The sequence below is a fragment of the Parvularcula mediterranea genome (genome assembly GCF_013085255.1).
In the GTDB taxonomy this organism is placed as follows: domain Bacteria; phylum Pseudomonadota; class Alphaproteobacteria; order Caulobacterales; family Parvularculaceae; genus Parvularcula; species Parvularcula mediterranea.
In genome coordinates this window covers 850,414-865,257 of sequence record NZ_JABFCX010000002.1, presented here as the reverse complement: position 1 = coordinate 865,257, position 14,844 = coordinate 850,414, and the positions used below count along the sequence as shown (strand labels likewise).

General features: G+C 62.8%; 11 protein-coding genes and 1 tRNA gene. 6 read left to right on the top strand and 6 right to left on the bottom strand.

Translation table 11 applies throughout. The features are described 5' to 3' along the window. Nucleotides 1-80: 80 nt before the first annotated feature. A complete protein-coding gene (locus HK107_RS04725; protein WP_173197205.1) occupies nucleotides 81-1,886 on the bottom strand; it encodes a M2 family metallopeptidase in 1,806 nt (601 codons plus the stop codon). Between the two features lie 262 nt (nucleotides 1,887-2,148). On the opposite strand from HK107_RS04725, the gene HK107_RS04720 reads away from it, so the two are divergent. From HK107_RS04720 to HK107_RS04710, 3 genes are all read left to right on the top strand, one after another. Beyond that, complete coding sequence (locus HK107_RS04720) at nucleotides 2,149-2,700, top strand: YfiR family protein (RefSeq protein WP_173197203.1); 552 nt, start codon at nucleotides 2,149-2,151, stop codon at nucleotides 2,698-2,700. Continuing rightward, entirely contained in the window at nucleotides 2,697-5,087 is a 2,391-nt protein-coding gene (locus tag HK107_RS04715) for a response regulator (protein ID WP_173197201.1), read from the top strand. Before HK107_RS04720 ends, HK107_RS04715 begins: the two co-directional genes overlap by 4 nt. A gap of 95 nt (nucleotides 5,088-5,182) precedes the next feature. Next, nucleotides 5,183-6,529 (top strand): MATE family efflux transporter, encoded by a 1,347-nt coding sequence (locus HK107_RS04710; RefSeq protein ID WP_173197199.1) that lies wholly within the window; start codon nucleotides 5,183-5,185, stop codon nucleotides 6,527-6,529. Here the strand turns inward: HK107_RS04710 and edd are convergent. Genes edd through HK107_RS04690 form a run of 4 tightly spaced genes read right to left on the bottom strand, consistent with a single transcriptional unit; the run spans nucleotide 6,526 to nucleotide 10,935 of the window. Beyond that, nucleotides 6,526-8,307 (bottom strand): phosphogluconate dehydratase, encoded by a 1,782-nt coding sequence (gene edd / locus HK107_RS04705; RefSeq protein WP_173197197.1) that lies wholly within the window; start codon nucleotides 8,305-8,307, stop codon nucleotides 6,526-6,528. The genes HK107_RS04710 and edd overlap by 4 nt on opposite strands. A gap of 21 nt (nucleotides 8,308-8,328) precedes the next feature. Then, on the bottom strand, nucleotides 8,329-8,991 hold the full coding sequence (locus HK107_RS04700; RefSeq protein ID WP_173197195.1) for a 6-phosphogluconolactonase: 663 nt from the start codon (nucleotides 8,989-8,991) through the stop codon (nucleotides 8,329-8,331). Then, nucleotides 8,984-10,429, bottom strand: coding sequence for a glucose-6-phosphate dehydrogenase (gene zwf / locus HK107_RS04695; RefSeq protein ID WP_173197193.1), 1,446 nt, complete (start codon nucleotides 10,427-10,429; stop codon nucleotides 8,984-8,986). The genes HK107_RS04700 and zwf overlap by 8 nt, the downstream gene beginning before the upstream one ends. Nucleotides 10,430-10,470: 41 nt before the next feature. Next, the gene (locus tag HK107_RS04690) at nucleotides 10,471-10,935 is read right to left on the bottom strand and encodes a CC0125/CC1285 family lipoprotein (RefSeq protein ID WP_173197191.1); all 465 of its coding nucleotides are present in this window, start codon (nucleotides 10,933-10,935) and stop codon (nucleotides 10,471-10,473) included. A 114-nt stretch (nucleotides 10,936-11,049) separates the two neighbouring features. Between HK107_RS04690 and HK107_RS04685 the strand changes: the two genes are divergently transcribed. The 3 genes from HK107_RS04685 to HK107_RS04675 all read left to right on the top strand — a co-directional run bounded on the left by HK107_RS04685 (nucleotide 11,050) and on the right by HK107_RS04675 (nucleotide 13,559). Continuing rightward, a tRNA-Ser gene (locus tag HK107_RS04685) sits at nucleotides 11,050-11,139 on the top strand. A 261-nt stretch (nucleotides 11,140-11,400) separates the two neighbouring features. Continuing rightward, nucleotides 11,401-12,780, top strand: a complete 1,380-nt coding sequence (locus HK107_RS04680; protein ID WP_173197189.1) for a Mur ligase family protein — start codon at nucleotides 11,401-11,403, stop codon at nucleotides 12,778-12,780. Beyond that, entirely contained in the window at nucleotides 12,780-13,559 is a 780-nt protein-coding gene (locus HK107_RS04675; protein ID WP_173197187.1) for an LD-carboxypeptidase, read from the top strand. The genes HK107_RS04680 and HK107_RS04675 overlap by 1 nt, the downstream gene beginning before the upstream one ends. Before the next feature lie 3 nt (nucleotides 13,560-13,562). Here HK107_RS04675 and HK107_RS04670 read toward each other — a convergent pair whose 3' ends face one another. Next, on the bottom strand, nucleotides 13,563-14,762 hold the full coding sequence (locus tag HK107_RS04670; RefSeq protein WP_173197185.1) for an aminotransferase class I/II-fold pyridoxal phosphate-dependent enzyme: 1,200 nt from the start codon (nucleotides 14,760-14,762) through the stop codon (nucleotides 13,563-13,565). Nucleotides 14,763-14,844 lie beyond the last annotated feature (82 nt).

Below are 14,844 nucleotides of genomic sequence, written 5' to 3'. Positions count from 1 at the left end.
CGGATTGTATAAAATCGCCACCTGTTTGCGCGAGGGGTGGCGGTGCCGGGCTCGCCTAAGTCGCGAACCCGGCTTGGGTTTTACCAGCCGCAGTTGCGGTCCTTGTTGGCCTCATCGAGGTAATCCATCAGCGGACGGAAATACTCGACCATGGCGGAGCCGTCCATGTCGCGGGTGCCGGTGAATTCTTCGAGGCTGTCCTGCCAGGCTTGCGAATTGCCCTTTTCGAGCATCGCGTTGAACCGCGTGCCGACTTCCTCGTTGCCGTAGAAGGAGCAGCGGTGAAGCGGACCTTCCCAGCCCGACTGCTCGCAGGCGGCCTTGTAGAACTGGAACTGCAGGATGCGGGCAAGGAAGTAGCGCATGTAAGGCGTGTTGCCCGGGATATGGTACTTCGCGCCGGGGTCGAAGGCATCGGCAGGACGCTCAGCGGGCGGACGGATGCCTTGATACTCTTCGCGCAGGGCCCACCAACCCTCGTTCCACTCATCGGGCTGAAGCTCGCCGGAGAAGACCTGCCAGCGCCATTTGTCGACCAGCAGGCCGAAGGGCAGGAACGCCACACCGTCGAGGGCTTTCTGCATCAGGATCGGAAGGTCTGCATCGTCTGAAGGCGCTTCGTCGAGAAGGCCGATCTGCTGGAGGTAGGCCGGGGTGATCGACAGGGCGACCATGTCACCAATGGCCTCGTGGAAGCCGTCATTCGGGTCATTGCGGAACAGCGGATCCTGAATATTGTAAGCACGCTGATAGATATTGTGACCCAGCTCATGGTGCACGGTCTGGAAGTCATCGGCATTGACCTCCGTACACATCTTGATACGGATGTCGTCCACATCGTCGAGGTTCCACGCGGAGGCGTGGCACACCACGTCACGGTCGGCAGGCTTGGTGATCTGGCTGCGCTCCCAGAACGTCTCAGGCAGCTCATCGAAGCCGAGCGAGGTGAAGAACTCTTCCGCCGTCTCGACGATCTTGAGCGGCGTGTAGTCAGCCTCCTGAAGAAGCTTGTCGAGGTCGACGCCTTCGGCTTCGATGCCCGACGGCTTCACGAGATCGTAGATCGAACCCCATTGCTGGGCCCACATGTTGCCCAGAAGGTCAGCACGGATTGGCTGGTCCAGCGGCACCACATCGTCGCCATAGGCTTCGTTGAGTTCATACTTCACCGCGCAATGGACATTGTCATAGAGCGGCTTCACCTGGCCCCAGAGGCGGTCGACCTCTTCGGCAAAGGCGTCAGGGTCCATGTCGTAATTCGAACGCCACATCTGTCCGAGGTCGGAATAGCCAAGTTCGCGCGCGCCCTCATTGGCGATGTCGACCATCGCGATATAGTCGTCCTTCATGGGCTTCGAATTCTCGCGCCACTTGGTCCAGACTTCTTCGAGCTTCGCCGGGTCCTTCAGCTCACGCATCAGGGTCTCGGTGCGGTTCTGGGGGATGGTCTCGCCGTCAAGCTCGATGGTGCCGGTGGCGTAGGTATTGTCGAGGCGGGTGGTGATCTCAGCCAGCCTCGCTGCTGCGCCATCGGTGGTCGGGGCGGGCAGGGTGATCGACTGCTTGAGGATGTCGAGCTTGCGGACCTGCTGAGGGGTCAGCTTGCCGCGGATGCGGTCATAGCGGCTTGCCTCATTGGCCAGCTCCACAGCCAGTTCGGTGTACTCGGCGCTGATCTTCGCTTCGAGCCAGCTCGAGTCGTAATTGATGTAAGTCGCCCGGAGCCATGCGATGCGCGAGGCCTCTTCGCCGATCTCCGACAGGCGTTCCTCGGCTTCGCTGAGAAACTTCTCGGCATTGGCCTTGGTGGCCCGCTGCGCCGAAGCGTCGAGGGGCATGAGAATGGCGGTGCCCACAAGGAGGGCGGAGAGAAGTTTCTTGTGCATGGGGTCTCCTCGGATGTGTTTATCGTTAATCGGCTTTTGCGCGTTCGAGGGCATCTTGCCAACAGCTAGCGGAATGGCGGATTCGTAAACGCCGCAGCGCCAGAATTAGGAGGATCGGCGGCAAGCCGCTCCTTCGGTCATAGAAATTGCAGGGCTTTCGCCTCTCTGCTTTCACCCCAGATTAACCAAGAAGCACAGGCCCTTAGGCAAAGCTTCACCGACTTTGCCCTAGTGTTCCGGCTGGGAAGGGGCGAAGGCACCTATGAAGGGCATGAGAAGCGATATCCGCAGCGGACCTGCTGCCTTGCGCGTCCTTCGCGGGATAAGCCTTTCGCTCGGCTTGCTTTTCCTCGCCCTCCAGCCCGCCCACGCCCAGGACGACCCCGGTTCGGTGGTCCTCAAGATCGCCCGGTTCACCACATGGCCCGCTTCCGCTGAGTTCGGACAGACCTTCAGGATTTGCCTCAGGGATGATGATCCCGCCTTCGGCCGGTTCGTGAGCCTCGAAGAGAAGACCGTCGGACAAAAGCCGGTAAGCCTTCATGCGGTGCCGCCGTCGCTCCTGATCGCGCGGCCGTGCCACCTCGTCTATTTCTCGAACGGTTTTGCTGATCCCCAGACGGTGGCGGGCCTCAAGCTTCGCCCGGTCCTGACGATTTCGCCCCAGCCGGGCTTTGCGATGCTTGGCGGTGTGGTGGAGATCGGCCAGACGCCGGGCCGATTCTCGATCGTGATCGACCGCCAGACGGTGATCGACCATCCGCTGACCGTCAGCGCCCAGCTGCTCGCCATGGCGCAGGAGGCATCCCAGTGATCCCTCCGTTTCTCGGCAAGCTCCCTCTTTATTGGAAGGTGACGATCGCGATCATGGTGTCGACCGTGGTCGTCCTGATCGGATCCTACGCAGGTTTTGTGGTCCTTGAGACCCAAACCTTCCGCAAGGAGCTGCTGCGCGACCGCCGCGGCTTTGCGGAGGTTACCGCGGCCAATGTCTCCGCAGCGCTGGTCTTTGAGGACGAGCTGACGATCAACAGGAACCTTGAGAGCCTGAAGGGCGTCTCGGATATCCAGGCCGCCTACGTCGTCGACAAGGACGGTTTCGTCCGTGGGCGTTACATCAGCCCTGCGTTGCCGCTGAGCGTTGAGCGCGCGCCGATCGACCTGCCGGTGGACAGGGTGCTTGGCGCATCACTTCCCGGAGCCTTTGCCGTTCAGACCCCTGTCACCTCGGACGGCGAAGTGATCGGCGCCCTGCAGGTAAGGGTGTCGAGCGAGCGTCTGGAGGAGCGGGTATCGCGTTACCAGCGGCTCTCCGTTGTCGTCGTCCTCTTCGCCTTTGCAGTGAGCTGGATCCTCGCAAGGCTGGTGGCGAACTTCGTCACCGTACCTGTCTCCAAGCTCAACGAGGCCATGCAGGCCGTGCGCGGCGAGCGGGATTATGGCCAGCGCGTCGACAAGCGGTCCGAGGACGAGCTTGGCCGGTTGAGCGAGAACTTCAACGCCATGCTGACCGAGATCGCCCAGCGTGACGCGACCCTCGAAGAGACCGTCCGTGAGCGGACCGAGCAGCTCTTCCTCTCCACGGAGAAGGCCAAGGCGGCGAGCCGGGCCAAATCGGAGTTCCTGGCCAATATGAGCCACGAGATCCGTACCCCGATGAACGGCATGATCGGGATGACCGAGCTTCTCCTCCAGACGGAGATGTCGTCGCGCCAGAAGGACCTGGCCAATGTCATCATGTCGTCGGGCGTCAGCCTCGTGACGATCATCAACGATATTCTCGACTTCTCGAAAATCGAGGCGGGCAAGTTCAAGCTGGTCAACGCGCCTTTCAACATGCGTGAGGCCATCGACGATGTCGTCTCCCTGGTCGCGGGCGCAGCTGAAGAGAAAAAGCTCGAGCTCGTCGTTCGCTATCATCCCGACCTGCCTGAGAGCTTTGTCGGTGATGGCGGCCGTATCCGCCAGGTGATTACCAACCTTGTCGGCAATGCGGTGAAGTTCACCGAAGAAGGCAGTGTACGGATCGACGTTGACGGCCAGGTCAAGCAGGGCAAGGCCCGGATCTATCTCGCCGTCACGGACACGGGCATCGGTATCTCGAAAGAGAAGTTGCCGCGCATCTTCGAAAAGTTTGAGCAGGCCGACGGTTCCTCCGCACGCCGCTATGAGGGGACGGGTCTTGGCCTTTCCATCTCGCGCTCGATCATCGAGCTTGCAGGTGGGCAGCTCCAGGCGAAATCCATCGAAGGCGAGGGCTCGACGTTCTCCTTCGAGGTCCGCATGTCGGTCGCCGACAGCGGCGTCGAAATCAACCTGCCGTCCGATGCGCTCGAAGGCCTCTCGGTCCTCGTCATCGACGCCAAGGACCAGACGCGGAATGTCCTCGACGAGCTCGTCAGCTCCTGGGGTGCGCGGGTCGATACCGCGACCAACGCGAAGCGCGCGCTGCAGATCATGAAACGCAGCCCGCAGCCTGACATCATCATCTCCGACTATGACCTGCCGGATATGACTGGCGACGAGTTCTGCAATGCTCTGCGTGAGGACGAAGCGACAAGCCGCAAGCCGATCGTCGTCATGGCATCGCCCTCCCAGATCGGCCAGCCGACCCGCGATGACGGCCTGACTGCCTTTGTCTCCAAACCCTACCGCATCGAGCCGCTCGTCCGGGCCGTCAGTGAAGCGATGGTCGCGGCCGGTACCGAGCAGGCCAAGACCCTCACCGAGAAGGGCCGCCTCGATGAGAAGGGCAACGCCACCGTTCCGGGTAAGGATGAACAGGATACGCCGAAGGCCCAGACGCCTGCTGGCAACGGCCTGAAAATCCTCATCGCTGAGGACAATCGCGTGAACCAGCTCGTCGTGACCAACATGATTGCGGGTCTCGGTTTCGAGATCGAGATTGCCGACAATGGCAAGATCGCCGTCGAGAAGTTCAAGGAAGAGCGTCCCGACCTCATCATCATGGATGTCTCCATGCCGGAGATGGACGGTCTTGAGGCGACTAAGGCCATCCGCGCCTATGAGCGCGAGACCAGCTTTGGCCGTGTACCGATCATCGCAGCGACTGCCCATGCGATGGAAGAGGATAAGAAGCGCTGCCGTGAGGCAGGCATGGACGACTATGTCGCCAAGCCCCTGCGCCAGGACGCGATCCTCGCCAAGATCAAGAAATGGATCTCCGAGGAAGCGGCCTGACACCAAGGCTCAAAACTGCCATGCAGCCTTCGCTGATTGGTTCGGTCCTCAAAAAGGCATACCTAGAGCCTCCAACCATGTGAGGAGCAGCGTCCGTGGCGTCTCGTGATCTGACCGAAGGATCGGTCGCAGGGCACCTGGCCCGGCTTGGCCTGCCTATGGTGGTGGGGGTTGCGGCGGTTCTGTCGGTGAGCCTCGCTGATACCTACTTCCTCGGCCAGCTGGGTACCGATGAGCTCGCGGCGATCAGCTTCACCTTCCCTGTCGTCCTGACGATCACCAGCCTCGCCATCGGCATGTCGGCGGGTGCGACGTCGGTCGCAAGCCGCGCCATCGGCAGGGGCGATACCGAGCGGGTGAAGCGCCTCGCGACAGAGAGCCTGATCCTCTCCCTGGTCATCGTGTCGCTCGTGGCAGCGGCGGGGTTCGTCCTCGCGCGACCGCTTTTTGCGCTTTTAGGGGCGGAGGGCGCGGTCCTCGATATGATCGTCGACTACATGCGCATCTGGTTCATCGGTGTACCGCTGCTAGCTGTGCCTATGGTGGGGCTGGGTCTCATCCGCGCGAATGGTGACAGCACAGGGCCAAGCGCCATGATGGTCCTCTCGGCGCTGGTGAACGTCGCGCTGAACCCGGTCTTTATCTTCGGGATGGGGCCCGTGCCGGAGCTGGGAGTTGAGGGTGCGGCATGGGCGGCGCTTGGCGGGCGGATCGCTATGCTCGCCGGAGCGCTCAGCTTGCTGATCTTTCGTGAGAAGCTACTTACCCTCGAACTGCCGAGCGTTTCGGGCTTCATAACGTCCGCAGGCAACATCCTGAAGGTTGGTGCCCCTGCTGCGGGCAGCAACATGATCAACCCCTTCTCCATGAGCGTGGTGACGGCGTTCCTTGCAGCTTATGGCAACGAGGCGGTGGCGGCCTTTGGCGTTGCGACCCGGATCGAGACCATGACGACGATCCCGATGCTGGCTTTGTCGAGCGCCATCGGCCCGGTGGCAGGGCAGAACTGGGGCAAGGGGAAGCCGGAGCGGACAGGCGCTGCGATGCGCGACACGTTCATCTTCGTGGTGCTGTGCGGCCTGACGCTTGGGGCAAGCTTTTTCTTCCTGGCAGAGCCGCTGGTTGCTCTGTTCTCGGACGATAGCGTCGTCCAGAACATCGCCCAGAGCTATCTCGTCGTGGTGGGGCTGAGCCTTGGTGGCTACGGCATCGTCATCAATGCGAGCGCTGCGTTCAATGCGATCGACCGGGCGCTGGTCGGGCTCTTCTTCACGATCCTGAGGAGCTTTGTCCTCTACGTGCCTGCGGTCTGGCTGGCGACCACGCTTGGTCCGCCCTGGGCCGCATGGTTCGCAATCGCCGCGACGAATGTGGTGGCGGGAGCGCTGGTTGCGATCCTCGCCTTTGTCATTCTCAAGCGTAAAAGTCCGGAAGCGGACTAACCGAAGAGGGTGCAGGCACCTTCATTGGCCGGGCTGACGGCAGCCCTGAGCGGCGCAAACATCTCGCGGCCGAGGCCGTCATGGCTGTTGCGCTGGTGGCGGGCCTGCTCGCGGCCTGAAAGGTCGGCCTCGACTTCAAGTTTCCCTTCCTCCGCATCGAGAAGGATTATGTCGCCGTCCTGGACCTTGCCGATGGGGCCATCGCGCAGGGCCTCGGGCGTCACGTGGATGGCAGCAGGGGTCTTGCCGCTGGCGCCCGACATGCGGCCGTCGGTGAGGAGGGCGACCTTGAAGCCCTTGTCCTGAAGAACGCCCAGAGCAGGCGAGAGCTTGTGGAGCTCCGGCATGCCGTTGGCGGCGGGACCCTGGAAGCGGACGACGGCGACGAAGTCCTTCTCGAGCTCGCCAGCCTTGAAGGCGGTGAGGAAGTCGTCCTGGTCCTCGAACACGACGGCAGGCGCGTGGACCTTGCGGTTCTTCGGGTCAACGGCGGAGACCTTGATGACGCTCTCCCCAAGATTGCCCTTGAGGAGCTTAAGCCCGCCCTGCGCCGCGAAGGGTTTGCTCACGGGACGGAGGATATCTTCGTTGAGGCTCTTCGTGGCGCCAGCCTTCCAGACGACCTCGTCGCCATCGAGGAAGGGCTCGCGGGTGTAGGCTTCCATGCCGGGACCCATCGCCGTCATGACGTCATTGCACAGAAGATCGTTCTCGAGGAGCTCCCGCACGATGAAGGCCATGCCGCCTGACGCGTGGAAGTGGTTCACGTCGGCCGCGCCGTTCGGATAGACCCGCGCGAGGAGGGGCACGATCGAGGAGAGGTCGGCGAAGTCCTGCCAGGTGAGGATGACGCCAGCCGAGCGTGCAAGGGCGGGGATGTGGAGCGTGTGGTTGGTCGAGCCGCCTGTCGCCAGAAGGCCGACGATGCCGTTGACGATGCTCCCTGCACTGACGATATGGCCGAGGGCGCGGTCCTCATCCATGGTCAGGACGTGCTCGGCCACGCGGCGCGTCAGGGCCTCTCTCAGTGGCGTGCCCGGATTGACGAAGGCGGCGGAGGGCAGGTGCAGGCCCATCATCTCCATCATCATCTGATTGGTGTTCGCCGTGCCGTAGAAGGTGCAGGTCCCCTGGCTGTGGTAGGACGCCATCTCGCCTTCGAGAAGCTCGTCGCGCCCTATCTTGCCTTGCGCGTAGAGGCCGCGGATGCGGGCTTTTTCCTTGTTGGGCAGGCCGGAGGTCATGGGACCCGCCGGGACCATCATGATCGGCAGATGGCCAAAGCTCAATGCACCCATCAGAAGCCCGGGGATGATCTTGTCGCAGACGCCGAGGCAGAGGGCTGCGTCGAACATATCGTGGGTCAGGGCAACGCCGGTGGCCATCGCGATGACATCGCGGCTGAAGAGCGAGAGCTCCATGCCGTCTTGCCCTTGGGTGACGCCGTCGCACATGGCGGGGGTGCCGCCTGCGACCTGAGCCGTGCCGCCAGCCTTGCGGGCAGCGTCCTTGATCTGGTCGGGATAGTCCTTGAACGGAGCGTGGGCGGAGAGCATGTCATTATAGGAGGTGACAATGCCGATGTTCTTACCGCCCGTGCGCATGCGGAGCTTGTCGCCTGCCTCGGCTGCTGCGAAGCCGTGGGCGAGGTTGCCGCAGGCGAGACCTTCGCGCCGGGGCTTGCCGGACATGGCCTTGATCTTCTCGAGATAGGCGGCGCGGCTGTCCTTGCTGCGCTCTTCAATGCGGCGGACGATATCAGCGACAGTGAGTGCCATGATGGCCTCCTTCGGGAATCTTCAGTGTGCCCAGTAGATGGAGAGGTTTGGGTGCTCGGCACGGAGGAGTGCACGGATAGGAAGCTCCTCGGCTGGCCCCGGCTGCTGCGCCTCTTCGAAGACGGCGCGCTTCTCGTCGCCGGTGATGGCGAGAAGGAGCGTCGGTGTCTCGAGGATCGCGCGGAGTGACAGGGTCGCACGCTCGAACGGTGCGTGGGCGGGCATGGGGTCAGGGACGACGCGCATGACATCAGGCGCATCGCCAGCGAGGGCGGCAGGGAGCTCCGCCGCGCCGGGAAACAGCGAGGCGAAGTGACCGTCCGGGCCCATGCCAAGAAAGACGACATCGAGCTTCGGGAAGTCAGCTCGCTGATCGTCCAGATGGAAGAAGCTCGCCTTCGCGCCCTCGTTCTGGAGAAGGGTCTTCCGCACCAGCGTCTCGTTGCTGGCTTCGTGGCCCGGGGGCGTCAGGCGCTCGTCAGCCAGAGTGACCTCGACCTTGGGCCAGTCGACGCTGTTGTCGCGGGAGAGAAGCTCGTAGACCGGCCCCGGCGTGCTGCCGCCTGAGAGTGCAACGCGCGCGACGCCGTTCTTTTCGATGGCGGCTTTGATAGCGGAAGCGAGGTGTTCAGCACACCGCTCGATGAGCGTCACGCGGGTGTCGAAGGTGGTGAGATCATTCATACCAGCTGTGCCCGTTTCTTTCGGTCAGAACATGCTTTGCAGACGGACCATTGGTGCCTGCGCGGTAGGGCTTGGCGCTGACGCCCCGGTCGCTCCATGCCTTGGCGATGGCGTCGATCCATTTCCACGACGCTTCCTGCTCGTCCCGCTGGACGAAGAGGGAGGGGTTGTTGGTCAGTGCATCGAGGATCAGCTGCTCGTAAGCGATGCGCCGGCGGGCGCCATTGTTGCGCTCGACGAGCGACAGGTTCAGCGGAAGTTCTTCGAGCGGCATTCCGTCTGCGGAGATACCGGGCTTCTTGTTCATGATCTGCAGCGTTATGCGCTCTTCAGGCTGAAGGATGATGTGCAGCTCATTGTTGCTCGCATCACCGCCAAAGATCGAGTGCGGCACGGGCTTGAAGGCGATGACCACCTGGGTCTTCCGCTCCGCCATACGCTTGCCGGTCTCGAGGTAGAAGGGAACGCCCGCCCAGCGCCAGTTCTGGATCTCCGCCGCGACGCCGACGTAAGTCTCGGTGTCGGTCTCCTCGTTCTCGACATCGGCCTTGTAGGAGGCGGCTTTGCCGCCGTCCGGGTCGAAGCCCTCCGTATACTGACCCCGAATGGTCTTGGCCTCGACGTTTTCTTCTGTAATCGGAGCGAGGCTGCGAAGGACCTTCACCTTCTCGTTGCGGATGGCTTCAGCGGAAAGGCTTGAAGGCGGCTCCATCGCGACAAGGCACAGGAGCTGAACCAGATGGTTCTGCATCATGTCTCGCATCGCGCCGTACTCGTCGTAATAACCGCCACGACCTTCCGCGCCCAGGGTTTCCGCAATCGAGATCTGGACGCTTTCGATGGTCTCGGAGTTCCAGAGCGGCTCGAAGATCCGGTTGCCGAATCTGAGGGCGATGAGGTTCTGGACCGTCTCCTTGCCAAGATAATGGTCGATACGGAACGTCCGCTCCTCAGAGAAGGACTGGGCGACGGTCTCGTTAATGCGGATGTTACTCTCGAGGTCGTAGCCGATGGGCTTCTCGACGACGCAGCGGTGGGGCGCTTCGGAAAGGCCTTGTGCCTTGAGACCCCGGCAGACCTCGCCGAAGATCGAGGGCGAGGTGGAGAGGTAGAAGACCACCTCCTTGCCCCCGCCATCGGCTCTGATCGCTGCGGCGAGCTCACCATAGCCCTCGGGCGTCGTCACATCGATCGCGAGATAGTGGATGCGCTTGGTAAAGGCTTCCACGACGTCGCTTTGCGCGCCATCGGCCCGCTCGCAGACCATGGCGGCGACTTCCTCGCGGAAGGCCTGCTTCTCCCGCGCCGACCGGGCGCAGGCGATGATGCGTGTCTTCTCTTCGAGATGGCCCTCGGCGTGGAGAAAATAGAGGGATGGGAAGAGCATCCGGCGTGCGAGATCGCCCGTCGCGCCGAAGAGAACGAAGGTATCGGCCATGGCCATGGTGGTCTTAATCCCTACAAGAACAGGGCGGCGGTTCAGCCGCGGAGATTGTCGAGGACGCTGCGCGCGTCATAGCTTTGCGGGCCTTGGGGCTTGTCGCCCTTGCCCAGCGAGATTTCCATCCGGACGGTCACGTCCTCGCCGCCGCCGCCGAGCGGGACATTGATCCCAACGCCGACGCCTGTCCTGCGCGAGCCGGTGGAACCGCCAATGCCGACCGAAGAGCCGCCGCCCGTTCTGCGGCGATCAAGATCGCGGCTGACGACGGTGAAATAGGAGTAGTTGTCCCGAAGCGTGATCTCGGCCGCGCGCCTCAGGGCGCCGTTCTCGGCCACTTCCGCGGAGCGCGCCGTGTAGGTGACGCGGTAGCGGCCTGTCTCAACCCGCTGGTCCGTATAGCCGTATTTGCTACCGTCGGCGGCCTTGTAGGCCCCCGAACTCGCACATGCAGCAAGGAAAAGGACGGTCAGGGCGCTGGCGACGAGACGAAAATGCTTCATGCCTTCCCCATAGGCGCAAAAGCACGGTCGTTCCAAGCGCCGGATGCGGCACGATTCAGCGATTATCCCCCTTGCCAAGCGCCATGACCTTCCTTTAGTCACGCCGCTTCCCGTGGAGAGGTGCCGGAGTGGTCGAACGGGGCGGTCTCGAAAACCGTTGAGCGCGCAAGCGTTCCGAGGGTTCGAATCCCTCTCTCTCCGCCATTTTTAATCTCGCGGGCCAGAGGCCCTCCGATGGGGCGGGCTGGCCGCCCAGCGACCCGTCGGTCGCTTGGGAGGCGAGGTCTGGAGTCTCTCCGTCCATCTCCGCCATTTTCCTGTTTCTTGCGGCAAGCCGGTGCGGTCCCTTCGCGCCGGGCATGTCGACCGGTCTGAGGCGGTGGCGCCGCAGCTTTTTAACCTGATCATTGACCTTGCGCGCGATCCTGAGAGAAGTTTTCTCACGGCTCAGACGGGAGTTTCCAGATGGCTGAGCGCCGGTACTTTTTCTGCGGCATTGGTGGCAGTGGCATGCTGCCCCTCGCGCGCTTCCTTCATGCAGGCGGTGCGGCGGTCGAGGGGTCTGACCGCGCCTTCGACCAGGGCAGGGCGCCCGAGGTCGAAAAGCGCCTGAACGAAGCGGGCATCACGACCTACAAGCAGGACGGCTCAGGCATCAGGTCAGAGGACCAGATCCTCGTCACCTCTTCTGCCGTTGAAGCGATCATCCCCGACGTCGAGGCGGCGCGGGCCATGGGCCTTCGCCATATGATCCGGGCGGAGCTTCTGGCGGAGACCTGCAACGCGGCCACCGTGAGCTGCGGGATTGCAGGCACCAGCGGCAAGTCCACCACGACCGCCATGCTGGCGCATATCCTCACCAAGGCAGGGTGCGCACCTTCGGTCGTGAACGGCGCGCCCATGCTGAACAATCTTGATACGGAAGGCCGTGCCTCTGCCTGGCAACGGGGAGAAGGGCCGTTTATCTGCGAGGTCGACGAAAGCGATGGCTCGATTGCTCGCTATGATCCTTCCGTAGGCGTCGTTCTCAACGTCTCCGAAGACCACAAGCCTATGGCCGAGCTGAAAGAGCTTTTCGGAGGGTTCGCCGAGCGTTCCGGCAAGGTGGTGCTCGGCATCGATAGCGAGCCCGTGCGCGTGATTGCCAAAGCGCTTCCGCCTGGGAAGGCGGTCACGGTCTCCCTTGAGGGTGAAGCCGACATCTTCGCGCGGAACGTCGCGCGCACTGCCGGAGGGCTCGAGGCGGACATCGTCGCGGGTGAGGAGACTTCGGCGCTCCGTATGCCGCTTATTGGCGCCTTCAACGTCGGCAATGCGCTGGCGGCGATCGCTGCGGCGCGTGAGCTTGGGGTCTCGGTGGCCGAGGCCTGCGAGGCGCTGTCGGACTTCCGTGGTTCTGCGCGCCGGCTCCAGCAAATCGGGGAAGCCAAGGGCGTGACGGTCATCGATGACTTCGCCCATAATCCCGATAAGATCGCGGCATCCATCCGTGCACTGACACATCACTTCGGGCAGCTCGATATCTATTACCAGCCCCACGGCTATGGGCCCCTCAAGAGCTTCCGGTCTCTTTATGAGGAGGCTTTCGCTTCGGCCCTGAGGTCTGAAGACAGGCTGACGGTTTCGCGCCCTGCATTCTTCGGCGGCACGGTAACCAAGACTGATGATGCGGAGCGCATGGTCGAGGCCATCGCCGCTGCTGGCCGCGATGCGCACTATACGGAGGAGCGTTCCGGCTTCACGCCGAGAGGAGGCGCGGGCTCGGCGCTTGTCGTCATGGGCGCGCGTGACGACAGCCTCACGGTTTTCGCTCATGAGCTCCTTGCACGGGTCGAGCAGGGCTGATGCGGGTCGCGGTCGTTGCCCCCAGCCGTTCGCTGCCTCAGGAGGCAGCCGAAGAGGTCGAGGCGCTCGCCCGGAAGGCGGGTGTCGAGCTCGTCATCGACCCCCGGTGTTTCCTTGCGGAGGGCCATTTTGCCGGAAGCGATCAGGCGCGCGCCGACGCCTTTGTCAGTGCGGCGAACGATCCAAGCTTTGATGCCATATGGTTTGCACGCGGAGGGTATGGCGCTTGCCGGATCCTCGACCGGGTTCTCCCTCAGCTCGGGGAAGCGGCGGAGGCCAAGACTTATCTTGGCTATAGCGATGGCGGCTATCTGCTCGCGGCTCTTGATAGGAATGGCATTGGGCATTCCGTACACGGCTCTATGCTTGGCGACGTTCTTCGTGATGGGGGCGAGAAGGCCATCGAACAGTGCCTGATGTTCCTGTCGAGCGGGCAAGCGGAAGAGCCAGCGGTCGTTCTGAACCTTGCTGTTCTTGCATCGCTCGTGGCGACGCCTTACCTCCCGGACCTCAATGGCCGCACGCTCATCATTGAAGAGGTGGATGAGCATCTCTACGCGATCGACCGCATGCTCTTCACGGCATTTTCCAGCGGGAGGCTGGCTGGCGTGAAGGGGCTGAAGCTCGGCCGGATCAACATGGTGCCCGAGAACGACATCGACTTTGGTCAGACGGCAGAGGAAATTGTCAGGGCCCACTGTGCGTGCGGCGAGATCCCGTTTCTCGGCCACGCGGATGTCGGGCACGACGTAGAGAACAAGGTCGTGCCCTGGCGCTGACGCCTAGCCGTTGCTGACGATGCGGGGCTTGGCGGCGGCGGGATAAAGGCCAGCCAGCCGCCCTGCTGCCTCGCGCAGGCGGTCTTCATCGGCAATCAGGGCGAGGCGCATGTGATCCTCACCAGACGGACCAAAGCCCACGCCGGGGCTTACGGCCACGCCGACCGTCTTGAGTGCATGCTCGGCGAACGCGACAGACCCGCCTTCGAAGTCTTCAGGCAGCGGCATCCAGACGAACATGGTCGCATCGGGTGCAGGCACATCGACCCCGGCGTCGGCGAAGCCTGCTATCAGCGCATCACGACGAGATTCGTACCGTGCACGGACGTCTGCGCCTGCGCTTTCGGAATGGTCGAGGGCGCGGATGGCGGCGTGCTGCATCGGTTCAAAGCCGCCATAGTCGAGATAAGACTTCACCTTGGCCATCGCGCCGATGACGTGGGGGGCGCCGGCTGCAAAGCCCAGGCGCCAGCCAGCCATCGAGAACGTCTTGGACATGGAGGTGAACTCCACGGCGATGTCTTTGGCACCCTCCACCTCGAAGATCGAAGGCGGCGGTGTGTCACCGAAATAGATCTCCGAGTACGCAAGATCAGACAACAGAAGAATGTCGTGCTTCTTCGCGAAAGCCACGGCCTCGCGGTAGAACTCGATGTCCGCTGTGACGGTCAGCGGGTTCGAAGGATAGTTGAGCACCATCGCAATGGGCTTCCGGGGAGCCATACGAATGGCTTCCTCTGCGGCCCGCAGAAGCTCGTCACCCGGATGCGCAGGCAGGCCCGTCACCGCGCCTGACGCCATGATGAAGGCGAACGCGTGGATCGGGTAGCACGGCGCAGGCACGAGCGCGGTATCGCCCGGCGCGGTGATCGTCCGCGCGAGGGTGGCGAAGCCCTCTTTGGAGCCAAGCGTCGCGATGATCTCTGTCTCAGGATCAAGCTTCACGCCGAAGCGCCGCTCATAGTAGCGCGCCTTGGCCTGCCTCAGCTCGAGGATGCCGCGGCTATCCGAATAGCGGTGCGCGTCTTCGCGCTCGACGGCCTCGCTCAGGGCTTCAAGCACCACCCGCGGCGGCTGGAGGTCGGGATTGCCCATGCCGAGGTCGAGAATGTCCTGACCCGCCGCCGCTGCCGCCGCCTTGAGCCTGTTGATTTCGGCGAAGACGTAAGGCGGAAGACCCTCAAGGGCAGGAAAACGGCGCATTGACCTCTCTCTTTCGTAGAAACACCACGCGCAGGAGAGCAAAACTTCGTAAAAATGCTGTCGCTCTTCTGCGATGCAGCAG

Bases quoted from the DNA above. Each gene is read 5' to 3' on its own strand.
- HK107_RS04725 (WP_173197205.1), bottom strand. From the start codon at position 1,886: ATGCACAAGAAACTTCTCTCCGCCCTCCTTGTGGGCACCGCCATTCTC.
- HK107_RS04720 (WP_173197203.1), top strand. From the start codon at position 2,149: ATGAAGGGCATGAGAAGCGATATCCGCAGCGGACCTGCTGCCTTGCGC.
- edd (WP_173197197.1), bottom strand. From the start codon at position 8,307: ATGGCACTCACTGTCGCTGATATCGTCCGCCGCATTGAAGAGCGCAGC.
- HK107_RS04700 (WP_173197195.1), bottom strand. From the start codon at position 8,991: ATGAATGATCTCACCACCTTCGACACCCGCGTGACGCTCATCGAGCGG.
- zwf (WP_173197193.1), bottom strand. From the start codon at position 10,429: ATGGCCGATACCTTCGTTCTCTTCGGCGCGACGGGCGATCTCGCACGC.
- HK107_RS04690 (WP_173197191.1), bottom strand. From the start codon at position 10,935: ATGAAGCATTTTCGTCTCGTCGCCAGCGCCCTGACCGTCCTTTTCCTT.
- HK107_RS04680 (WP_173197189.1), top strand. From the start codon at position 11,401: ATGGCTGAGCGCCGGTACTTTTTCTGCGGCATTGGTGGCAGTGGCATG.
- HK107_RS04675 (WP_173197187.1), top strand. From the start codon at position 12,780: ATGCGGGTCGCGGTCGTTGCCCCCAGCCGTTCGCTGCCTCAGGAGGCA.
- HK107_RS04670 (WP_173197185.1), bottom strand. From the start codon at position 14,762: ATGCGCCGTTTTCCTGCCCTTGAGGGTCTTCCGCCTTACGTCTTCGCC.